This is a genomic window from Celeribacter ethanolicus (assembly GCF_002407265.1).
In the GTDB taxonomy this organism is placed as follows: Bacteria; Pseudomonadota; Alphaproteobacteria; order Rhodobacterales; family Rhodobacteraceae; genus Celeribacter; species Celeribacter ethanolicus.
In genome coordinates this window covers 3,293,479-3,311,438 of the sequence record NZ_CP022196.1, presented here as the reverse complement: position 1 = coordinate 3,311,438, position 17,960 = coordinate 3,293,479, and the positions used below count along the sequence as shown (strand labels likewise).

14 protein-coding genes are annotated in these 17,960 nt (G+C 63.0%); 4 read left to right on the top strand and 10 right to left on the bottom strand.

Annotated elements, in window-relative coordinates:
• Positions 1 to 38: 38 nt before the first annotated feature.
• Entirely contained in the window at positions 39 to 605 is a 567-nt protein-coding gene (locus CEW89_RS16285) for a hypothetical protein (RefSeq protein ID WP_066701927.1), read from the top strand.
• Positions 606 to 663: 58 nt separating this feature from the next.
• On the opposite strand, the gene CEW89_RS16280 is transcribed toward CEW89_RS16285, so the two are convergent.
• The gene (locus tag CEW89_RS16280) at positions 664 to 1,908 is read right to left on the bottom strand and encodes an aminotransferase-like domain-containing protein (RefSeq protein ID WP_244906088.1); all 1,245 of its coding nucleotides are present in this window, start codon (positions 1,906 to 1,908) and stop codon (positions 664 to 666) included.
• A gap of 156 nt (positions 1,909 to 2,064) precedes the next feature.
• On the opposite strand from CEW89_RS16280, the gene CEW89_RS16275 reads away from it, so the two are divergent.
• A complete protein-coding gene (locus CEW89_RS16275; RefSeq protein WP_096806600.1) occupies positions 2,065 to 4,230 on the top strand; it encodes an esterase-like activity of phytase family protein in 2,166 nt (721 codons plus the stop codon).
• An 87-nt stretch (positions 4,231 to 4,317) separates the two neighbouring features.
• On the opposite strand, the gene CEW89_RS16270 is transcribed toward CEW89_RS16275, so the two are convergent.
• The 5 genes from CEW89_RS16270 to CEW89_RS16250 form a co-directional block, all read right to left on the bottom strand.
• Positions 4,318 to 4,797, bottom strand: a complete 480-nt coding sequence (locus tag CEW89_RS16270) for an Hsp20 family protein (protein ID WP_096806599.1) — start codon at positions 4,795 to 4,797, stop codon at positions 4,318 to 4,320.
• 125 nt (positions 4,798 to 4,922) lie between these two features.
• Positions 4,923 to 5,723, bottom strand: a complete 801-nt coding sequence (locus CEW89_RS16265; RefSeq protein ID WP_096806598.1) for a trypsin-like serine peptidase — start codon at positions 5,721 to 5,723, stop codon at positions 4,923 to 4,925.
• A 59-nt stretch (positions 5,724 to 5,782) separates the two neighbouring features.
• Positions 5,783 to 7,075 carry a glycolate oxidase subunit GlcF gene (glcF, locus tag CEW89_RS16260; RefSeq protein ID WP_096806597.1) on the bottom strand — a complete coding sequence of 431 codons (1,293 nt, stop codon included), beginning with the start codon at positions 7,073 to 7,075 and terminating at the stop codon, positions 5,783 to 5,785.
• Positions 7,075 to 8,166 carry an FAD-binding protein gene (locus tag CEW89_RS16255; RefSeq protein WP_425321034.1) on the bottom strand — a complete coding sequence of 364 codons (1,092 nt, stop codon included), beginning with the start codon at positions 8,164 to 8,166 and terminating at the stop codon, positions 7,075 to 7,077. The genes glcF and CEW89_RS16255 overlap by 1 nt, the downstream gene beginning before the upstream one ends.
• Before the next feature lie 23 nt (positions 8,167 to 8,189).
• Positions 8,190 to 9,626 carry an FAD-linked oxidase C-terminal domain-containing protein gene (locus CEW89_RS16250; protein ID WP_096806595.1) on the bottom strand — a complete coding sequence of 479 codons (1,437 nt, stop codon included), beginning with the start codon at positions 9,624 to 9,626 and terminating at the stop codon, positions 8,190 to 8,192.
• A gap of 81 nt (positions 9,627 to 9,707) precedes the next feature.
• Between CEW89_RS16250 and CEW89_RS16245 the strand changes: the two genes are divergently transcribed.
• Together CEW89_RS16245 and CEW89_RS16240 are read left to right on the top strand one after the other, a co-directional pair.
• Positions 9,708 to 10,403, top strand: a complete 696-nt coding sequence (locus tag CEW89_RS16245; RefSeq protein WP_096806594.1) for a DUF599 domain-containing protein — start codon at positions 9,708 to 9,710, stop codon at positions 10,401 to 10,403.
• A 254-nt stretch (positions 10,404 to 10,657) separates the two neighbouring features.
• A complete protein-coding gene (locus CEW89_RS16240) occupies positions 10,658 to 11,089 on the top strand; it encodes a DoxX family protein (protein WP_096806593.1) in 432 nt (143 codons plus the stop codon).
• Positions 11,090 to 11,172: 83 nt separating this feature from the next.
• Here CEW89_RS16240 and CEW89_RS16235 read toward each other — a convergent pair whose 3' ends face one another.
• The 4 genes from CEW89_RS16235 to CEW89_RS16220 are packed head-to-tail and all read right to left on the bottom strand — an operon-like array spanning position 11,173 to position 17,859.
• Positions 11,173 to 13,236 (bottom strand): hypothetical protein, encoded by a 2,064-nt coding sequence (locus CEW89_RS16235; protein WP_096806592.1) that lies wholly within the window; start codon positions 13,234 to 13,236, stop codon positions 11,173 to 11,175.
• Positions 13,233 to 15,977, bottom strand: a complete 2,745-nt coding sequence (locus tag CEW89_RS16230) for a DUF4159 domain-containing protein (RefSeq protein ID WP_096806591.1) — start codon at positions 15,975 to 15,977, stop codon at positions 13,233 to 13,235. Before CEW89_RS16230 ends, CEW89_RS16235 begins: the two co-directional genes overlap by 4 nt.
• Positions 15,977 to 16,858: a DUF58 domain-containing protein gene (locus tag CEW89_RS16225; protein WP_244906087.1), complete on the bottom strand. Its 882-nt coding sequence runs from the start codon at positions 16,856 to 16,858 to the stop codon at positions 15,977 to 15,979. The genes CEW89_RS16230 and CEW89_RS16225 overlap by 1 nt, the downstream gene beginning before the upstream one ends.
• A complete protein-coding gene (locus tag CEW89_RS16220) occupies positions 16,855 to 17,859 on the bottom strand; it encodes an AAA family ATPase (RefSeq protein WP_096807273.1) in 1,005 nt (334 codons plus the stop codon). The genes CEW89_RS16225 and CEW89_RS16220 overlap by 4 nt, the downstream gene beginning before the upstream one ends.
• Positions 17,860 to 17,960 lie beyond the last annotated feature (101 nt).

Below are 17,960 nucleotides of genomic sequence, written 5' to 3'. Positions count from 1 at the left end.
GGTTTTGCTATCGGCACAGCATTCATCGGAGGGGTCCCATGACATTCACAAGCAAACTTCTGGCGGGCACGGCGCTCGCTCTGAGCCTCGGCACTGCCGCCATGGCCGACGAGGTGAGCGACACGCTCAACAGCGCGCTCAAGGCCTATGAGGAGGGCGACGTCACCTACGCGCTCGAAGAACTCGATTACGCCAAGCAACTGATGCAGGAGATGAAGACCGGCGAACTTTCGGCCTTCCTCCCCGCAGCCCCCGAGGGCTGGACGGCCGAAAATGATGCCGACACCACCGCGGGCTTTGCCATGATGGGGGGCGGCACGGCGGCGGCGAAACGCTATTTCAAGGAAACGGGCGAGGAGTTCACCATCACCATCGTGGTCGACAGCCCGATGATTGGCATGATGGGCGGCATGATCCAGAATGCCGGCGCCATGGGAATGAAGACCGTGCGCGTCGGGCGTGAGAAATTCCTCGACAACGAGGGCGATCTTTCGGCCCTGATTGAGGGCCGCGTTCTGGTCCAGGCCTCGGGCGAACCGCGCGAGGTGGTTCTGCCGCTGCTGGAGAGCATCGACTATCGCGAGCTGGGCCGGTTCGGCTACTGAGCGCGAGACACAAAAAGAGGGGCACTGGCCCCTCTTTTCATTCTGAAACTCTGAAAGCTCACATCCCGGCGCGGATCACATCGCCCAGACGGGCGATGCCCTCTTCGATCTTCGCGGCGGGCGACATCGAGAAATTGAGCCGGAGCGTGTTGGTGTGCGAGCCATCGGCATAAAACGCGCCACCGGGCACGAACGCGACCTTGGCCTCAAGCGCTCTGACCAGAAGCTCCGCCCCCCCCATGCCCTTGGGCAGGGTGACCCAGACGAACATGCCGCCCTCGGGACGCGTCCACTCCACCCCCTCGGGCATGTGCCGGTCGAGCGCCGCCAGCATGGCGTTCAACCGCGCACCGTACACCTCGCGCAGAGTCGCGACATGCGCGTCGAACACGCCACGCGCCACCTCGTTCACGGCGATCTGGTTGATCGTAGCGGTCTGAAGATCGGCGGCCTGCTTGGTCAGCACCATCTGCTGAATGACCGGTTTCGCCGCCACCGCCCAGCCGACCCGAAGCCCCGGCGCCAGCGTTTTCGAGAACGAGCCGAGATAGATCGTGCGGCACTCCTCAATATCCCCCTTCTCTTCGATCTCCAGCGCGAGCATCGGTTTGACCTCCGCCCCCGTATAGCGCAGCTCCTGATAGGCCGCGTCCTCGATCACTGCACAGCCCAGCGCCTCGGCACGTTTGAGCACCGTGCGGCGCTGATCCTCGGTCAGGGTCACGCCGGTCGGGTTGGCGAAATCGGACGACAAGTAGACGAATTTCACTCGCCCCCCTGCGGCCTCCGCATCGGCCTCGATGTCCTCAATGGGACGATTGGCCTGCGGATCGAAGCGGTCATAGCGCGGCTCATAGGCGTTGAACGCCCCCAAGGCCCCCATATAGGTCGGCCAGGCCACCAGAGCCGTGTCGTTCGGGTCGAGAAACAGCTTGCCGAGGTAGTCGAGCGCCTGTTGCGAGCCTGCCGTGATCAGGATGTTGTCGCGGGTACAGGTCACGCCATGACGGCCCATGTAGTCGACAATCCAGTCGCGCAGCGGCGTATAGCCTTCGGAGGTCGAATATTGCAGCGCAATGCCCGCCGCCTGTTCGCTCGTCGCCTTGAGCATCGCCTGTTCGAACGCCACACGCGGGAAATAGGCCGGGTCGGGGATACCGCCCGCAAAGGAAATGATATCCGGCTGATCCAGAAGCTTGAGAAGCTCGCGGATCTCGGAAGCCTTCATTTTCTGGGTGCGTTTGGCAAAAAGCGTGTTCAGGCGCGCGGGCGAATTCTGCGACAGACTCATTTTCTTCTCCATTCAGGGCTCCCGTCTCGCGCTTTTCGACGTTTAAGTCAACAAAGCTGACGTGACACTCCAAGCACAGCCCCCTTTACAAAAATGATACAAAACCGTCACCCTAGCGACATTTCCTTTCGTCACACCGCGCGCGTGTGCAATGACGAGGGACACATAATGAAAAAGCATCTGCTGCTGGCCGCCTCTGCGCTCGCGATCACCGCGACCGGGGCCAATGCCGAACTGAACTTCAACCGCATCGCCGCTTTCGCCACCCCGGACAACATGGCCGAGGGCGAAGACCGCGCGCGCGAGACCTCCGCCGAGATCATCGGCGCCTCCGCGGATGGCATGACGCTGGTCTATACTGACAGCCCGCTGGGCGTCGTGGGCCTGATCGACATCACCGACCCGAAAAACCCGCAGCCGAAAGGCAATGTGGATGTCGCTGGCGAACCGACATCCGTGACCGTGATCGGCAACACCGCCTTTGTCGCGGTGAACACCTCTGAGAGCTATGTCGAACCCTCGGGCAAACTCCTGTCCGTCGATCTGGCCACCGGCGAGATCACCGGCGAATGCGATCTTGGCGGCCAACCGGATTCCACCGCGCATAACGACGAAGGCACCATGGTTGCCATCGCCATCGAGAACGAGCGCGACGAGGAAGCGGGCGACGGCCGTGTCGGCCAGCTTCCGGCCGGCTACATGGTCACTGTTGGCGTGAAAGACGAGGCGCTGACCTGCGACAGCCTGAAGAAAATCGACGTCACCGGCCTGGCAGAGATCGCGCCGGAAGATCCGGAGCCGGAATTCGTGGACATCAACGCCTTGGGCGAGATGGCCGTCACGATGCAGGAAAACAACCACATCGTGGTGATGGACAAAGACGGCAATGTCACCGCGCATTTCTCTGCCGGTTCTGTTGACCTCGACAACATTGACGCCACCGATGAACGTGCCGCCCTTCTGTTCACCGAAAGCCAGCCGGGTCGTCTGCGCGAACCCGATGGGCTTCAGTGGATCGACAACGATCACATCATGATCGCCAACGAGGGCGACATGGATGGCGGGTCGCGCTCCGTCACCGTGTTCAACAAAGACGGCACGCTGGTCTGGGAATCGGGCGCAGCATTCGAGCATCCGATCATTCAGGCCGGTCACTACCCGGACAAACGCTCCGACGCCAAAGGCGTGGAACCCGAGGGCATGGAAGTCGCCACCTTCGGCGACACCACCTACGCCTTCATCCTGTCCGAGCGCTCCTCCACCGTTTCCGTCTATGACGTGACCGACGCAGAGAACCCGGTGTTCAAGCAACTCCTGCCCTCCGGCATTTCGCCCGAAGGCGCGATTGCGATCCCCGAACGCGGGCTTCTGGCCACCGCGAACGAGCTCGACCTCATCGAAGACGGCGGCACCCGTGCCCATGTCATGCTCTATGAACTGCAGGACGCCCCCGCCGCCTACCCGACGCTGACGTCAGAAGGCATGGACGAGATCACCGGCTGGGGTGCGAACTCCGGCATGGTCGCGGATGAGGACGGCATGATCTACGCCGTGAACGACAGCTTCTACGGCTATCAACCGACCATCTTCAAAATCGACCCGACGCAGACGCCCGCGAAGATCGTCGACGCGATCCGCGTGGTGCGCACCAATGGCGATGCCGCGCAGAAACTCGACATGGAAGGCATCACGCTCGATGGCGAAGGGGGGTTCTGGGTCGCTTCCGAGGGACGCACCGACCGTGTGACCCCGCATGCGCTCTACCATGTGAACGCCAAGGGCGTGATCAAGGACGAGGTGGGCCTGCCCGCCGAGCTTCTGAACAACGAAGTCCGGTTCGGTTTCGAAGGCATCACCAAGGTCGACGACACGCTCTGGATGGCGGTTCAGCGCGAATGGAAAGACGATCCGAAGAACACGGTGAAGCTTGTAGCCTACAACATCGAGACCGGTGAATGGGGGGCTGTGCGCTATGAGAAAGCCGCGCCGGACACCGGTTGGACCGGTCTTTCCGAGATTGTCGCGCATGGCGACTGGTTCTACGTCATCGAGCGCGACAACCAGATCGGCGCCGCCGCGAAGATCAAGAAGATCTACCGCATCCCGGCCTCCGAAATGGTTCCGGCTCCGCTGGGCGATGAGCTCCCGGTGGTGTCCAAGGAAGAGGTGCGCGACCTGATCCCGGATCTGAAATCCTGGAACGGCTATGTGGTCGACAAGGTCGAAGGCTTGGCGATCACCCAGGACGGCGAGATGTTCGTCTCCACCGACAATGACGGCGTGGACGACAGCTCCGGCGAGACCTTCTTCTGGTCCATCGGCAAAGCCGAATAAGCCAGAGCACCAAAACAGAAACGCCCGCCAAACCGGCGGGCGTTTTTATGTGAGTATTTTTGCCAAGAAAAAGAGCGGAACGGGGTCTCAGACCTCGACTGTCCGTTCGCCTTCGATCACCTTGGTGTCGACCGTGTTCGGCCCGGCAATCTCGATCCGGCGCGGTTTCAGGGCTTCGGGCACTTCGCGTTTCAGGTCGATGTGCAGCATACCGTTTTCATGCGACGCGCCAGTGACTTTGACATGTTCGGCCAAGGTAAAGCGGCGCTCGAAGGCGCGGGTGGCGATGCCGCGATGAAGATAGGTCTTGCCCTTATCTTCCTCGCTGTCGGATTTGCGGGCAGAGACGATCAGAGCGTTTTCACGTTGCTCGATGGCGATGTCTTCGGTCGAGAACCCGGCGACGGCGAGCGATATGCGCCACGCATCCTCAGCGGTTTTCTCGATGTTATAGGGCGGGTAGCTGGGCTGGCTGACGTCTTGGGCCAAAACCCGGTCCATCAGATCGGCGATTTGGTCGAAACCGACGGTGGCACGGTAAAGCGGTGCAAGATCAAAGTTGCGCATGGGTATCCTCCATTGAGCGATTCCAGAGTGAGGGCCTTCCGCGTTGCGGACAGGCGATATGCCGGACCCTGTTCAGGCATCCGACATCAAAGATCTGGGCATGGAGAGAGGCGGTTTCAAGGGGCTTATTGCCCGAGCACACCCACGGCGAATTCGGTATTGGTGAGGGCGGGCATGGGGCCGGCGTCGACCTTTTTGAAGGTGCTCTGGCCATTGGACGCCATTTGCAGAAGATCGGCCAGAGCGCCATCGAGAGAGGTGCCGACCGACACGCGTTCGCCCCGGAAATTCGCCTTGGCGGAGACCACGGACACGATGCGCGGCGTGGCGCCGGTCATGTCGAAGATCGGCGCGCCGGAGGAGCCGAAATCCACTTCGCAGGAGGTCACAAGCACACCGCCCTGACGCGCCATCACATGGCAGACCTCCTGAAGAGACGGACTTTCGGCGCGATCATGAGCGTAGGAAACAACCCCCACTTCCTGACCTTTTTCGGGGCGCACGGAGGTTGGGAAAGGGCGCACGGAGGTGGTGCGCACCGGCTGCGACAGTTCGATCAATGCCACGTCGTTCACCAGCCGGTCGTGCAGATCGCCGCTCGCCAGAGAAAACCCCGGATGGACATAGATCGCTTTCGCCTCGCGATAGGCCTGCGCCTGCCCGTTGCGCCATCCGGCCTTGAAACTCACGTCGGACGGCTGGTGCGGCTTTTGCGACGAGATGTCGTACATGCAATGGGCGGCGGTGAGCACGAGACGCTCGGTGATCAATGTGCCGGTGCAGAAACTGCGCCCCGCGAAATCGAGCCGACCGACTGCTTCCCATCCCCGGCCATCATCGCCCGTGCGAAAGGTCTTTAACACACTGTCCGCCTGCGCCGCCCCGCTCATCAGGATCAGAAAAAAGATCGTCAGCAATTTTTTCATGTCAGCCTCGTCAGCCCTCTGTCCCTCCCCCTCAGCGCTAAAGAGGATTCAAGGCGGGATTATGACCGATTCGAGAACAATTTGGGCGGTTTTGGGCCGCCTGTTGCCCAATCAAGCAATTCAACCGTATGGACCACGGGCACATCCATGCCGGAACCGATCTGCATGATGCAGCCGATATTGCCCGCAGCCACCACATCTGGGGTCTTGTCCTGCAAGGACTTGATTTTGCGCGCTTTGAGATTTTGTGAAATTTCCGGCTGCAACAGGTTGTAGGTCCCTGCCGAGCCGCAACAGAGATGGCTGTCGCGCGGCTCGACCACCTCAAACCCGACGCGCTTCAAAAGCGTCTTTGGATGGGTCTTGATCTGTTGCCCGTGTTGCAGGGAGCAGGCGGCGTGATAGGCGACTTTCAGGTCCTGTTTGCCTTCGGGCAGATCGAGCCCGATCAGCACTTCGGAGACATCCTTGGCCAAAGCCGCCACCTTCGCGGCCTCCTCCGCCAATTCAGTGGTCCGAAACATATGACCGTAATCCTTCACCGTCGTGCCACAGCCCGAAGTGTTGATCACGATGGCGTCCAACCCCTCGCCTTCGATCTCCCGCATCCACGCGCGGATGTTCTTCGCGGCCGATCCGTGTGCCTCGGCCTCCTTGCCCATGTGATGGGTCAGCGCGCCACAACAGCCCGCGCCTTTCGCAACGACAACCTCGCATCCAAGCCGGGTCAAAAGCCGGATGGTCGCATCGTTGATGTCGGTATCCAGCGCCTTTTGCGCGCAGCCAGTCATCAGAGCGATCCGCATCTTGCGCGCACCTTTCGCCGGAAACACTTGCGGCGCGTCATTGCGTGAGGAGGGCGGAATACGGGCCGGCGCCATCTCCAGCATGGCTTTCAAGCGCGGATCGGGCATCAGATGGCGCAGAGGCTTCGCGATCTTCGCCCCCAAAAGAGCGACCCGAAATCGCCCCGGATAGGGTAGGATTTTTGCCAGCGTCCAGCGCAGCACCCGATCCATCACAGGCCGTTTGTAGGTCTTCTCCACATGCGCGCGGGCATGGTCGATCAGATGCATGTAATGCACCCCCGACGGGCAGGTCGTCATACAGGCCAGACAGGACAGGCAGCGATCCAGATGTTTGACGATCTTCGCATCCGCAGGCCGGTCGTTTTCCAACATATCCTTGATCAGGTAAATCCGCCCGCGCGGGCTGTCCAACTCGTCGCCCAAGACCGCATAGGTCGGACAGGTCGCGGTACAAAACCCGCAATGCACACAGGCGCGCAGGATCTCGTTGGCGCGCTGAATGCCCGGATCGACAAGCTGCTCTTCGGTGAAATGCGTCTGCATCAGCCCATCATCCCTTGGTTGAACTTGCCGTCCGGATCGAATTTATGGCGCAACCCCGCACTGATCCGTGCCAATACTGCCGATTGCGGATGAAACACCCCGAGGCGCCGCTTGGTCTCATCGGATGCCCGGACCAATGTCGCATGACCAGTGGTCATCTTCGCCCGCAGATCCGTGCCCTCTTTCATCAAAAGCCAAAGCCGGTTGCCGCCCCAGTCGAACATCACATCCTCGGGCTGAACCGCCTCGATCAGCCCTGTGGCCTCCGAGGGCTTCACCGACACCCGCCAGACATCGCCACCTCTGTCATTAAACGCCTCGACATCACGGATACCGCACCAGATCGGCGTACAGGCCTCAGCGCCCCAGATCTCCTCAGCCGCACATCGCAGCCGCGCACGCATCCGCCCGACCCGATAACGCAGCGAGGTTTCGAACCCTTCGAGCCGCAGCATAACCTTACCCCCCAGCCAAGCCGCACCGGTCAAATCGAAGGGCTGCCCCAACATGTCCGACATGATCGCCACCGCCCCGGGCGCATCACATCCCGGAACTACCAGCGTCACCACCGTCTCCGGCAAGGGCTGTACCTTCAGGCTCACCTCGGTCAGCACCCCAAGCGTGCCATGGCTCCCCGCCATCAGTTTCACAAGATCGAGCCCGGTAACATTCTTCATCACCCGCCCGCCGTTTTTCACCACCTGTCCGCGCCCGTCCACGAACCTTACCCCAAGGCAAAAATCGCGACAGGCCCCGGACGCCACCCGCCGCGGCCCGGAGGCATTCGCGGCCACCACACCGCCGATAGTGCTCTCGCCCACACGGCCCAAAATCCCGCGCAGATCGGGCACTTCAAACGCCAACCTCTGGTTTTCCGCAGCCAAAAGCGCGTCGATCTCATGCAAAGGTGTTCCTGCCTGCGCCACGAGGGTCAGAGTGCCGGGCTCATACAGCGTAACGCCGCTGAGGCCTCGCGTTATCAAACGCTCCCCTTCGGCCAATCCGATCCGTCGCGTTCCACCACCTTCGATGACACACGCCCCAGTGCTGCGGATGGCCGCACAAACCTCCGCCTCGCTCTGCGGCGCCAGCGTTTCCTTTGCTGTCGAAATACTCATGCCCGCGCCCTCCGCGTGGCACTCACGTCGAGCGGAAACACCTTCGCCGGGTTCAAAATCCATGTCGAATCAAACACATCCTTCACTGCCATCTGCGCTTCCAAATCGGCGGGCGCGAACTGATGCGTCATCAACTCACGCTTCTCCACCCCCACGCCATGCTCCCCGGTCAGGCAGCCGCCCGCATCGACGCAGAGCTTCAAAATCTCCGCGCCAAACCGCTCGGCGCTTTCCAACTGACCCGGTTCGTTGGCGTTATAAAGAATTAACGGATGCATGTTTCCATCCCCCGCATGGAACACATTGCCGACCATATGGCCGTGCTCGGCGGCCAGATCGGCGATGCGGTTCAGCACAGAGGGCAGCTCGCCCACCGGGATCGTTCCATCGAGACAAATGTAGTCTCCCATCTGCCCCATCGCCCCAAAGGCCGATTTTCGCCCGAGCCAGATGCGCGTGCTTTCCTCCGCACTCTGGCTTTCGCGGATCGCCACCGGATTGTGCCGCTTGGCAATCGCGATGATCCGCGCCAGTTGATCCGCAATCTCCTGCTCCGAGCCCTCGACTTCGACAATCAGAAGCGCTTCGCAATCCGGGTAACCCGCGCCCGCGAACTCTTCTGTGGCACGAATGATTGGCCGGTCCATGAATTCGATCGCCACAGGAATCAGCCCCGAGCGGATGATGTCCGCGACACAGGCCCCCGCCACCTCGCTGCTGTCGAAACCGAACAACACCGGCCGCGCACCCTCGGGTTTCGGCAGGATGCGCAAAATCGCTTCGGTGACCACGCCCAACTGCCCCTCGGAACCGCAGATCAGCCCCAAAATGTCCAGCCCCGGCGCATCCATCTCCGCGCCGCCGATCTCGACCACCTCGCCATCGGCCATGACCATTGTGACGCCCAAAAGATTGTTCGTCGTCACCCCGTATTTCAGGCAATGCGCGCCGCCTGAATTCATCGCGATATTGCCCGCGATGGCGCAAGCGAGCTGGCTCGACGGGTCGGGGGCATAGAAAAACCCCTCGTCCTCGACCGCCGCCGTCACGGAGAGATTGGTCATGCCGGTCTGCACCCGGATGTAACGGTCGGCGGTGTTGATCTCCAAAACCTCGCGCAGGCGTGCCACGCCGAGGATCACCGCATCCGCCGTCGGGAGAGCACCGCCCGCAAGCGAAGTTCCTGCCCCACGCGGCACCACGGGCACGCCCATATCGTGGCAAATTTTCATGATTTCAGAGACTTGCCCTGTCGTTTCCGGCAGGACCGCCAACAGCGGCGGACAGCGGTAGGCCGCCAGCGCGTCGCATTCATAGGCCTTTAATTCTTCCGGCGCGTCAATCACCGCATCCTCAGGAAGCACGGCGCGCAACCGAGCGACCAGTTCCGGCTTTCTGACAAGGGTCCCCGGCTCGGGCTCTGGCATATCCATGTCTTTCCTCCCCTATTGGTAAAGTTTTAAAACCAATTTTTGGATGTGACAAGCATGCCGCTCTTGCGTAATGCTGCCCCCATGGAACTCATTGACCAGCTTCGACATTTCAGCGCGCTCGACGCCATCGCCGTGATCTATCTGGTCGGGGCCTGGGGGCTTTTGGGCTATGTCATCGAGAACCCGCCCAAATCGCGGATCTCGACCTCGGTGCTGGTCGCCGATTACCGGCGCGAGTGGATGGTCCATATGATCACCCGAAAGCCGCGAATCTTCGACGCCACCGTGCTCTCAACCCTCAGAGAAGGCACGAGTTTTCTCGCCTCCGCCTGCCTGATCGCCATCGGTGGCGGGCTGGCCGCAATCTCCAACGCCGAGCGCCTGAGCGGCGTGGCGCGCGATCTGGCGCTGGATGCGCCACAGATCATCTGGGAGGTGAAGATTCTTCTGGCGCTGTTTTTCATCACCAACGCCTTCCTGAGATTCATCTGGTCGAGCCGGTTGTTCGGCTATTGCGGTGTGGTCATGGCCTCGGTCAGCAACGATGAAAACGACCCCAAAGCCCTGCCCCGCGCACAGAAGGCGGGCGAATTGAACATCACCGCCGCGCGGGCGTTCAATTCGGGGATCAGAGGCATTTATTTCGCTTTAGGTGCCCTGTCCTGGCTCCTCGGCCCGGTCGGTTTACTGATTGGCAGCACTCTTGTGATCGCCATCATGCTGCGCCGCGAATTCGCCTCAAGCTCGCGCGCGATCCTGCTTCGGAAAGAACCCTGATCCGGGTCGAAAATCACCTGAATTCCTGTGTCGGCAAAGCGTCGGACTTTTGTCGGACTTTCGTCGGGCAGTTTCAGAGTGAGACGGCATCCCTCCGTGCCTCACCGAGAAAATCAGAGAAAGCCCATACGACCATATTCAGAACGAATTGAAGAAAGTCATTCCACACCTTCAACATATAAAGCCAAATAGAATAGGCCTATCTCTCTCCTCAACGAAACGCCGCACGTCGCGGCTTTGATGAGGACACAGACATGATCGACCTTTCTTCCAACATCCTCGGCGTCGCCGGCGCCGGTTCCGTCACCGCCATCGCGCTTGCCGCCCTGCTGCTGCGCGTCTCTCTTGGTGGTCTCTTTCTGGCCCACGCTTACCTGAAATACTTCGTCTTTACGCCCAAAGGGGCCGCGGGCTTCTTTGCCTCCCTCGGCGTGCCGGGCTGGTTCGCCTACCTGACCATCGCCGCCGAAACGCTGGGCGGCATCGCCCTGATCCTCGGCTTCCAAACCAGCCTCGTCGCGCTTCTCCTGATCCCGACCCTTCTGGGTGCCGCGATCCTTGCCCACGGCAAAAACGGCTTCTGGTTCACCAACGAAAACGGCGGCTGGGAATATCCGGCCTTCTGGGCCGTGGCGCTTCTGGTGCAGGTCCTGCTCGGCGGTGGCGCTTTGGCCCTGACGGCCTGACCCCTCTGCAACGAAACACCCCCGACACGTCACTGTGCCGGGGGTGTTTGTGTTTCAAAAGCCTTCTCTCAAAGCGCGGACGCCTATCGCCGCCCTTCCCTGAGCCACGCCACCACCGACAGCCCCGCCAAGAGCAGCAGCCAGACCCAGCCCGGCAAGACCGGCATCAGCCGGGTCGATTGAGTCACATAGGCCTCGCGGGGCGTGATGCCCATCCAGCCGCGACCATGGGCGACGCGGCCCTCGGGGACGGTTCGGATCGTGGGCAGGCCATCGGAAAGCGCGAAAGTACCGCCCCCCGAGGCTTTGATCACCGGGGCGAGCTTGTCCCCCGTGGCGATGGTTTCTTCGAATTCGCGCGGCGCTGCGGGGCCAAGGACCATGACGGCGCTCTGGTCGCCTTCGCGGAGTCGGTACAGCCCCATCTCGCCCTCGGTCAGCTCGGCCACGAAACGGCCCGGCGCGATCTCTTCCATCGGGATCTCCACAACGGAGCCGTCCGGCGTCTCGACCGTCACCGACCGCGCGCCCTCGGTCAGGCTGCGCCGCGTGATGATCAGCGTGTTGCCCTCAGCCGTGGCAGTCAGGGCCTCTTCTTCGAGATCCGGCTCTTTCATCATCCAATGCGCGAGACGGCGCAACAATTCGAGTTGCGGCCCACCGCCCTCGACGCCACGGGTCCAGAGCCAGGCGTGATCCGAGCCCAGCACGGCCACGCGCCCCTCGCCCACCCGGTCGAGCACCAGCAAAGGCCGCCCATCGACGCCGGACATCACGGTTTCGCCGGTCTCGCCGGGGTCCAGTTCGACCTGACGGAACCAGCGGCCCCAAGTCGGATCGTCCCCTGTGCGCAACCCGCCGAGACCTTCGGTCACCGGGTGGCGCGCGCCGAGATCGGTGAGACGCGGCAGGAAGGGTTCCTCGATCACCCGGCCCGTCGGTGCGGTCGGGATGACACGGGCCAAAGGCGAACGATAGAGGCTGTCGGCGGTGGCGAAATCGGGACCGGCGGCGAAGAGCACCGCGCCGCCGTCTTCGACATAGCGCGCGATATTGTCGAGATAGGAGGCAGGCAGGATGCCACGCAATTTGTAGCGGTCGAAAATGATCAGGTCGAAATCGTCGACCTTCTCCATGAACAACTCGCGGGTCGGAAACGCGATCAGCGACAGCTCGGTCACAGGCACGCCATCCTGTTTCGAGGGCGGGCGGAGAATGGTGAAGTGGACGAGATCGACGGAAGGGTCGGATTTCAACAGGTTGCGCCATGTGCGCTCGCCATTGTGCGGCTCGCCGGACACGAGAAGCACGCGCAACCGGTCGCGCACGCCGTTGATCTGGACCATGGCGCTGTTGTTACGGGGGGTGATCTCGCCGGGGGCTTCGGGCAGGGTGAACTGGATGACGTTCATGCCGCCATGCGCCAGTTTGAGCGGCACGTCGAGCGGGCGACCGATGGGCACGGTGAAGCGTTCGGGCGCTTCGCCGTCGATGGAGATCATCAGATCGGTGAGATCGGGAAGACCTGCGGGGCGGTTGCCCTGATCCTCGACGCGGAGTTTGAGCGTGACTTCTTCGTCGAGAATGGCAAAAGACGGCGCGCTTTCGATCACAAGACGCCGGTCCCAATCCTCCGGCTCCCCGGTCAGCAAAAGATGCACCGGCGCGGGGAAATCCGGGGCGATGTCGACATCATGAAGCTGACCGTCCGAGAGCAGGAACGCCCCCGCAAGCCGCCCGCGCGGCTCGTCCGCCATGGCTTCCGTCAGAGCGGTCATCAAAAGCGTGCCGCGATTGTCCGGCGCATCGCCCAGCGTGATCACCCGCAACTCGGTATTGGGCAGCGCGGACAGGCGCGCTTCCAACGTTGCGCGGGCCTCGTCAAGTTGTCCGGGGCGGGTCGAAAGCATTTGCGAGGCACTTTCATCGACCACGAGGAAGACGATATCGGACAGCGGATCACGCTGTTCTTCGCGGAGCGACGGCCCACAGAGAAAGGCGAGAATGCCAAGGGTCGCCAAAGCGCGGAAGGCCCAGCCGGAGAGCCCCCGGAAGGCCGCAAAGGCGATCAGCAGGGCGGTGAAGGCGGCCAGACCGGCCAGCACCGGCCATGGAATGAGCGGGGAGAAGGCAAGATCGCGGATCATTGGCCCAACCTGTCGAGAAGTGCGGGGACATGGACCTGATCGGATTTGTAATTGCCGGTCAGCACATAGACCACGAGGTTGATGCCGAAACGATAGGCCATTTCGCGTTGCCGTTCGCCTGCGAAGCCACGGCCCACGGGCAGCATCGGAAAGCCGCTATCCTCCACCGCCCAGGCCGCCGCCCAATCGCCCCCGCCAATGATCACCGGAGTCACATTGTCATTGAGGTTGCGAAACGGCATGCCTTCGGCCTGTTCGGAGTCTGGCGAGGCTTCGACCCAAAGCGTGCCTTCGGCATGACGGCCCGGAAAATCGCGCAACAGGTAGAAGGCGCGGGTCAGAACGTGATCCTCGGGGATCTGCTCGAGCGGCGGGATGTCGAGCGGGGAGGCCAGCGCCTGAAGCCGGGTGCCGGTGGGAGTCGCGGCCCCGAAAGCGGCGACATCGGCGTCGCGCGTGTCGAACACGATCACGCCGCCAGTGCGCAGATAGGCGTTGAGCTTGGTATAGGCGGCGGCGGAGGGCATGGGCTGCGTCGTGGTCACGGGCCAATAGAGCAGCGGGAAGAACCCGAGCGGATCGGTTTCGAGATCAATGCCCATGGGCGCCGCAGGTTCGACGGAGGTGCGCGCGGTGAGCATGTTGGAGAGGCCCTGAAGCCCCGCTTCGGAGGTGCGATCGAGCGCGGCATCGCCGGTTTTGACATAGGCGAGCGTCAATTCGGACGAGGCGAGAAGCGCGAAATCGTCGGGGCTTTGGGCGCGCAGATCTTGCGGCGAGAGCGCCAGCGCGAGAAGCAGGACCGGCACGGCCCGCGCGCCGAAAAGCCGCCCGGAAAGCCAGAGCGAGGCCAAAAGATCGGCGGCCAAAAGCGCCAGAGCGGCGAGCAAAAGCGCGGGCGAGAGCGGGCGTTCACGCGCTGCCGTCACACCGGAGAGCGGCACGTCGGAGGGCCAGCTTGCGGCGGTCAGGGTGTCGCCTTCCGCCATCACATTGAGCGCCCGAAGCGCATCGCGGCCCTGATAGAGCCCCGGCGGCGTCGCGCGGGAGGCATGGGCTTCGGCGAACGCCTCGCCTGCGACCGGCGGCACCGTCCCGGCATCCGTGAGCGTGCCGAACCCGTCCATGAGCTGCTGCGGCTGAAGGCTTTGGCCGGAGAGGTCATCGGCCTCCAGAAACGCCGCCTGAGACGTCACGGAAAGCCGGTCCAGCATCGACACAAAGAGGCCCGACAAAGGCAGCGTGGACCATTCGGCATTGGCCGTGACGTGGAACAAAACGACCTGCCCCTGCCCCAGCGCCTTGCGTGTGACAAGCGGCGTGCCATCTTCGAGCGTCGCGATGGTGCGGGCGGCCAGTTCGGGATCGGGCTGGGCCATGACCTGCGCATTCACCTCGACATCCTCGGGAACCGGCAGGCCGTAAAACGGCGAGGTCTCGGCAAAGGGGCGCAGGCGTTTCGGCTCGCCCCAACTCATCGCACCCCCAAGTGTGCGCCCGCCTGCGCGCAGACGCACGGGCATCAGCGGGTCTTCCGCGTCCCGCGCCACATCGGAGGCGGCAAGCTGCGGCCCGGCGAAGCGCAGGAGCAGCCCGCCTTTGCTCAGCCACTCCAGAAGATCGGCGCTCTCCCCGCCCGAAAGCTGCGCCACATCGGCCAGAACGATCACATCCGGGTTGGCCATGATCAGGTCTTCCAGAGCACCCTCGATCACATCGGCTTTGCCGAACAGGGCGGCGCGCAGGTAATGCAGTTGCGACAAAAGTTGCAGCCCCTCGCCGCCTTCACGCACGGACACGATCCCGACCTCGCGGCGTTTGAGACTGTCGTCGGTGAGACGTTTGGCCCCGGCGCTGCGCTCGCCTTCGATCTCGAAACGACTGACACGGGCGCGCAATTCGGGAGGCAGATCGAAGATCACCTCTGCCCGCGCGCCATCGAGCGTGACCTCTTGCCGTGCCAGCTCGCGCGCCACCCCGGCAGGATCGGTGCCATGGGCGACAACGGTCACGTCGCGCGGCCCCTCGCCTGCGCGCAAAACCGGGAGCGTGACCCCAGTGTCCGTAAGCGACAAAGCCCCAAGCGCCAGACGATCTCGCCCGGTTTCGAACACCGTGACGGGGCCATGAGATTGCAACAGAGACAACACGCGATCGCGCCCGTCGCGCGCCAGACCGTCGGAGAGCCAGAGCGTTTCGACCCCATCGGGGAGCGTGGTCAATGCGCCACTCAAAGCATCCATATCGGGCGCGAAACCGGCGGGCTTGATCCCGGCGAGGCGCGGACGCCAATCGGCGGCGGAGAGAAAGGCGCAGCCTTCGGCGGGCAGATCACTGGCGGGCAGAATGCATAGGGTTCGCCCGTCGGCCTCCGCCTCATCGAGCGCCTGACCGAGGCGCCCCATACGCAGGGTCCAATCCGGCGCGGAGGCCCAGCTTGCATCCATCAGAACCAGAAGCGGCCCGGAGCCGCCGCGTTCGACGCGCGGGTTCAGGACGGGACCCGCGAAGGCAATAATGAGCGCGGCAACCGCCAGCATGCGCAGGAGCAGAAGCCACCAGGGCGTGCGGTCGGCTTCGACCTCGTCGTCCTTCAGACCCAAAAGAAGCGCGACCCCAGGAAAGCGGCGTTTGACCGGCGCGGGCGGCACGGCGCGCAGCAAAATCCAGAGGATCGGCAAAAAGGCGAGCGCGAGGAGCGCCCAAGGCGCGGTGAACCCGATGGGGCCAAGAATCCACATCAGCGCGGGCCCTCCAAGGCCTCGTAAAGCCACAGAAGTGCGGGCAAATCGGCTCCGTTCGTATGGTGCGTGGCAAACCGCCAACCGGCATGATGGGCGATGCGGCTCAGGTGATCTTTGCGCTCGGCAAGGCGCTCCAGATAGCGGTCGCGCAGATCGCCCGCGCGCAGGGTCTCATGGCGCACGGTCCCGCTCATGGAGGTAAAGACCGTGCGGCCCTGATAAGGAAACGCCTCTTCGGCGGGGTCGAGAATTTGATAGAGCACGCCGGAAATGCCGCGATCGGAGGCCATGCCGACGGCGTCTTCAATCGCCTCGATGGGGCCGAGGAAATCCGACAGGAACAGAGCGCGGGCATGGGGCAGGAAGAGGCGCGCATCGGGCGCGCCGTAATCCGCTTCGCCCTGTTGTGAGAGGCCTTCGGCGATACGCCGGAGTTGCAGTGTCCCGATGCGGGGCGGCGTGCCGAGAGAGGCGAGTGACACACGTTCGCCGCCTTTCATCAGAAGGATCGACAAAGCCATGGCAAGCAAAGCCGCGCGGTCGGATTTCGGCGGGATCGCCTTGCCGGAGGTGAAACTCATCGAGGCCGAAAGATCGACCCAGAGATGCACCGACTGCGCCGCCTGCCATTCCTTTTCCCGCACATAATGCCCGTCGGAGCGGCCAGAACGCCGCCAGTCGATGGCACGGCCCGGATCGCCCGCCTGCGCCGGGCGGTATTGCCAGAATTCATCACCCATGCCGGATTGCCGACGCCCGTGCCCGCCGATCAGCATTGCGCGGGCAAGCTGTTCGGCCCGGGCCTGCAAGGGCGGCAAGGGGGCGGAGAGCGTCTCTGCGCGGGCGCGCAGGGCGGCGGGGGCGGGATTTTCGCTCACGCGGCGGACCGGGCATCCATGGCGGCGGCGGCCACAGAGGCGATGATCGCGCCCAGATCCTCGCCACGCGCGCGGGCCGCAAAAGTCAGGGCCATGCGGTGAATGAGCACCGGGCGCGCCATGGCCAGAACGTCTTCCGTGCTGGGGGCCAAACGACCGTCGAGCAAAGCACGCGCGCGGGTGGTGAGCATCAGCGCCTGCGCGGCGCGTGGCCCCGGCCCCCAGGCGACGGAGGCGTTCACCGCATCCGTCGCCTCCGGCTCGTTCGGACGGCAGGCGCGCACCAGATCGAGGATCATTTCAACGACCTGTTCGCCCACCGGCATTTTGCGCAACAGGGTCTGTGCGCGGATCAGCTCGGCGGCGGTGAAGACCGGATGCGCTTCGCCCTCATCCGCACCAGTGGTGGCAATCAGGATGTCACGCTCGGTCGCGCGGTCGGGATATTCGACATCGACCTGAACGAGGAAACGGTCGAGCTGAGCCTCGGGGAGCGGATAGGTGCCCTCCTGTTCCAAAGGGTTTTGCGTGGCAAGGACGTGAAACGGCGCTTCGAGATCGTGCGGCTGCCCGGCGATGGTGACGGATTTCTCCTGCATCGCCTGCAACAGCGCGGATTGGGTGCGGGGGCTGGCGCGGTTGATTTCGTCGGCCAAGAGGAGCTGACAGAACACCGGCCCTTCGATGAAGCGGAACGCACGCGAACCGTCGGGGGCGGTTTCCAGCACCTCGGAGCCGAGAATATCGGCGGGCATCAGGTCGGGGGTGAACTGTACCCGCGCGCCCTTGAGACCCATGACCGTCGAGAGCGTATCGACCAGACGCGTCTTGCCCAGCCCCGGAAGACCCAAAAGCAAAGCATGACCGCCGCAGAGCATCGAAGACAGAACCAGATCGACCACGGTCTCCTGACCGATGAAACGGCGGGTGATCGAGGCCTTGGCCTCGGCCAGTTTCGCGCCCAGCGCGTCGATCTCTGCCGCAAGGTCGGTTTCGGTCATGTCGGTTTCAGTCATGGCTTCACCTCCGATGTCATTCCGTGACACTATTAAGGACACCTGCGTGCAAAAGCACAAATGACAAAAGGGTTAAAAGGGGGATT

Bases quoted from the DNA above. Each gene is read 5' to 3' on its own strand.
- CEW89_RS16265 (WP_096806598.1), bottom strand. From the start codon at position 5,723: ATGAAAAAATTGCTGACGATCTTTTTTCTGATCCTGATGAGCGGGGCG.
- CEW89_RS16240 (WP_096806593.1), top strand. From the start codon at position 10,658: ATGATCGACCTTTCTTCCAACATCCTCGGCGTCGCCGGCGCCGGTTCC.
- glcF (WP_096806597.1), bottom strand. From the start codon at position 7,075: ATGCAGACGCATTTCACCGAAGAGCAGCTTGTCGATCCGGGCATTCAG.
- CEW89_RS16285 (WP_066701927.1), top strand. From the start codon at position 39: ATGACATTCACAAGCAAACTTCTGGCGGGCACGGCGCTCGCTCTGAGC.
- CEW89_RS16280 (WP_244906088.1), bottom strand. From the start codon at position 1,908: ATGGAGAAGAAAATGAGTCTGTCGCAGAATTCGCCCGCGCGCCTGAAC.
- CEW89_RS16245 (WP_096806594.1), top strand. From the start codon at position 9,708: ATGGAACTCATTGACCAGCTTCGACATTTCAGCGCGCTCGACGCCATC.
- CEW89_RS16230 (WP_096806591.1), bottom strand. From the start codon at position 15,977: ATGTGGATTCTTGGCCCCATCGGGTTCACCGCGCCTTGGGCGCTCCTC.
- CEW89_RS16220 (WP_096807273.1), bottom strand. From the start codon at position 17,859: ATGACCGAAACCGACCTTGCGGCAGAGATCGACGCGCTGGGCGCGAAA.
- CEW89_RS16270 (WP_096806599.1), bottom strand. From the start codon at position 4,797: ATGCGCAACTTTGATCTTGCACCGCTTTACCGTGCCACCGTCGGTTTC.
- CEW89_RS16275 (WP_096806600.1), top strand. From the start codon at position 2,065: ATGAAAAAGCATCTGCTGCTGGCCGCCTCTGCGCTCGCGATCACCGCG.
- CEW89_RS16250 (WP_096806595.1), bottom strand. From the start codon at position 9,626: ATGGATATGCCAGAGCCCGAGCCGGGGACCCTTGTCAGAAAGCCGGAA.
- CEW89_RS16235 (WP_096806592.1), bottom strand. From the start codon at position 13,236: ATGATCCGCGATCTTGCCTTCTCCCCGCTCATTCCATGGCCGGTGCTG.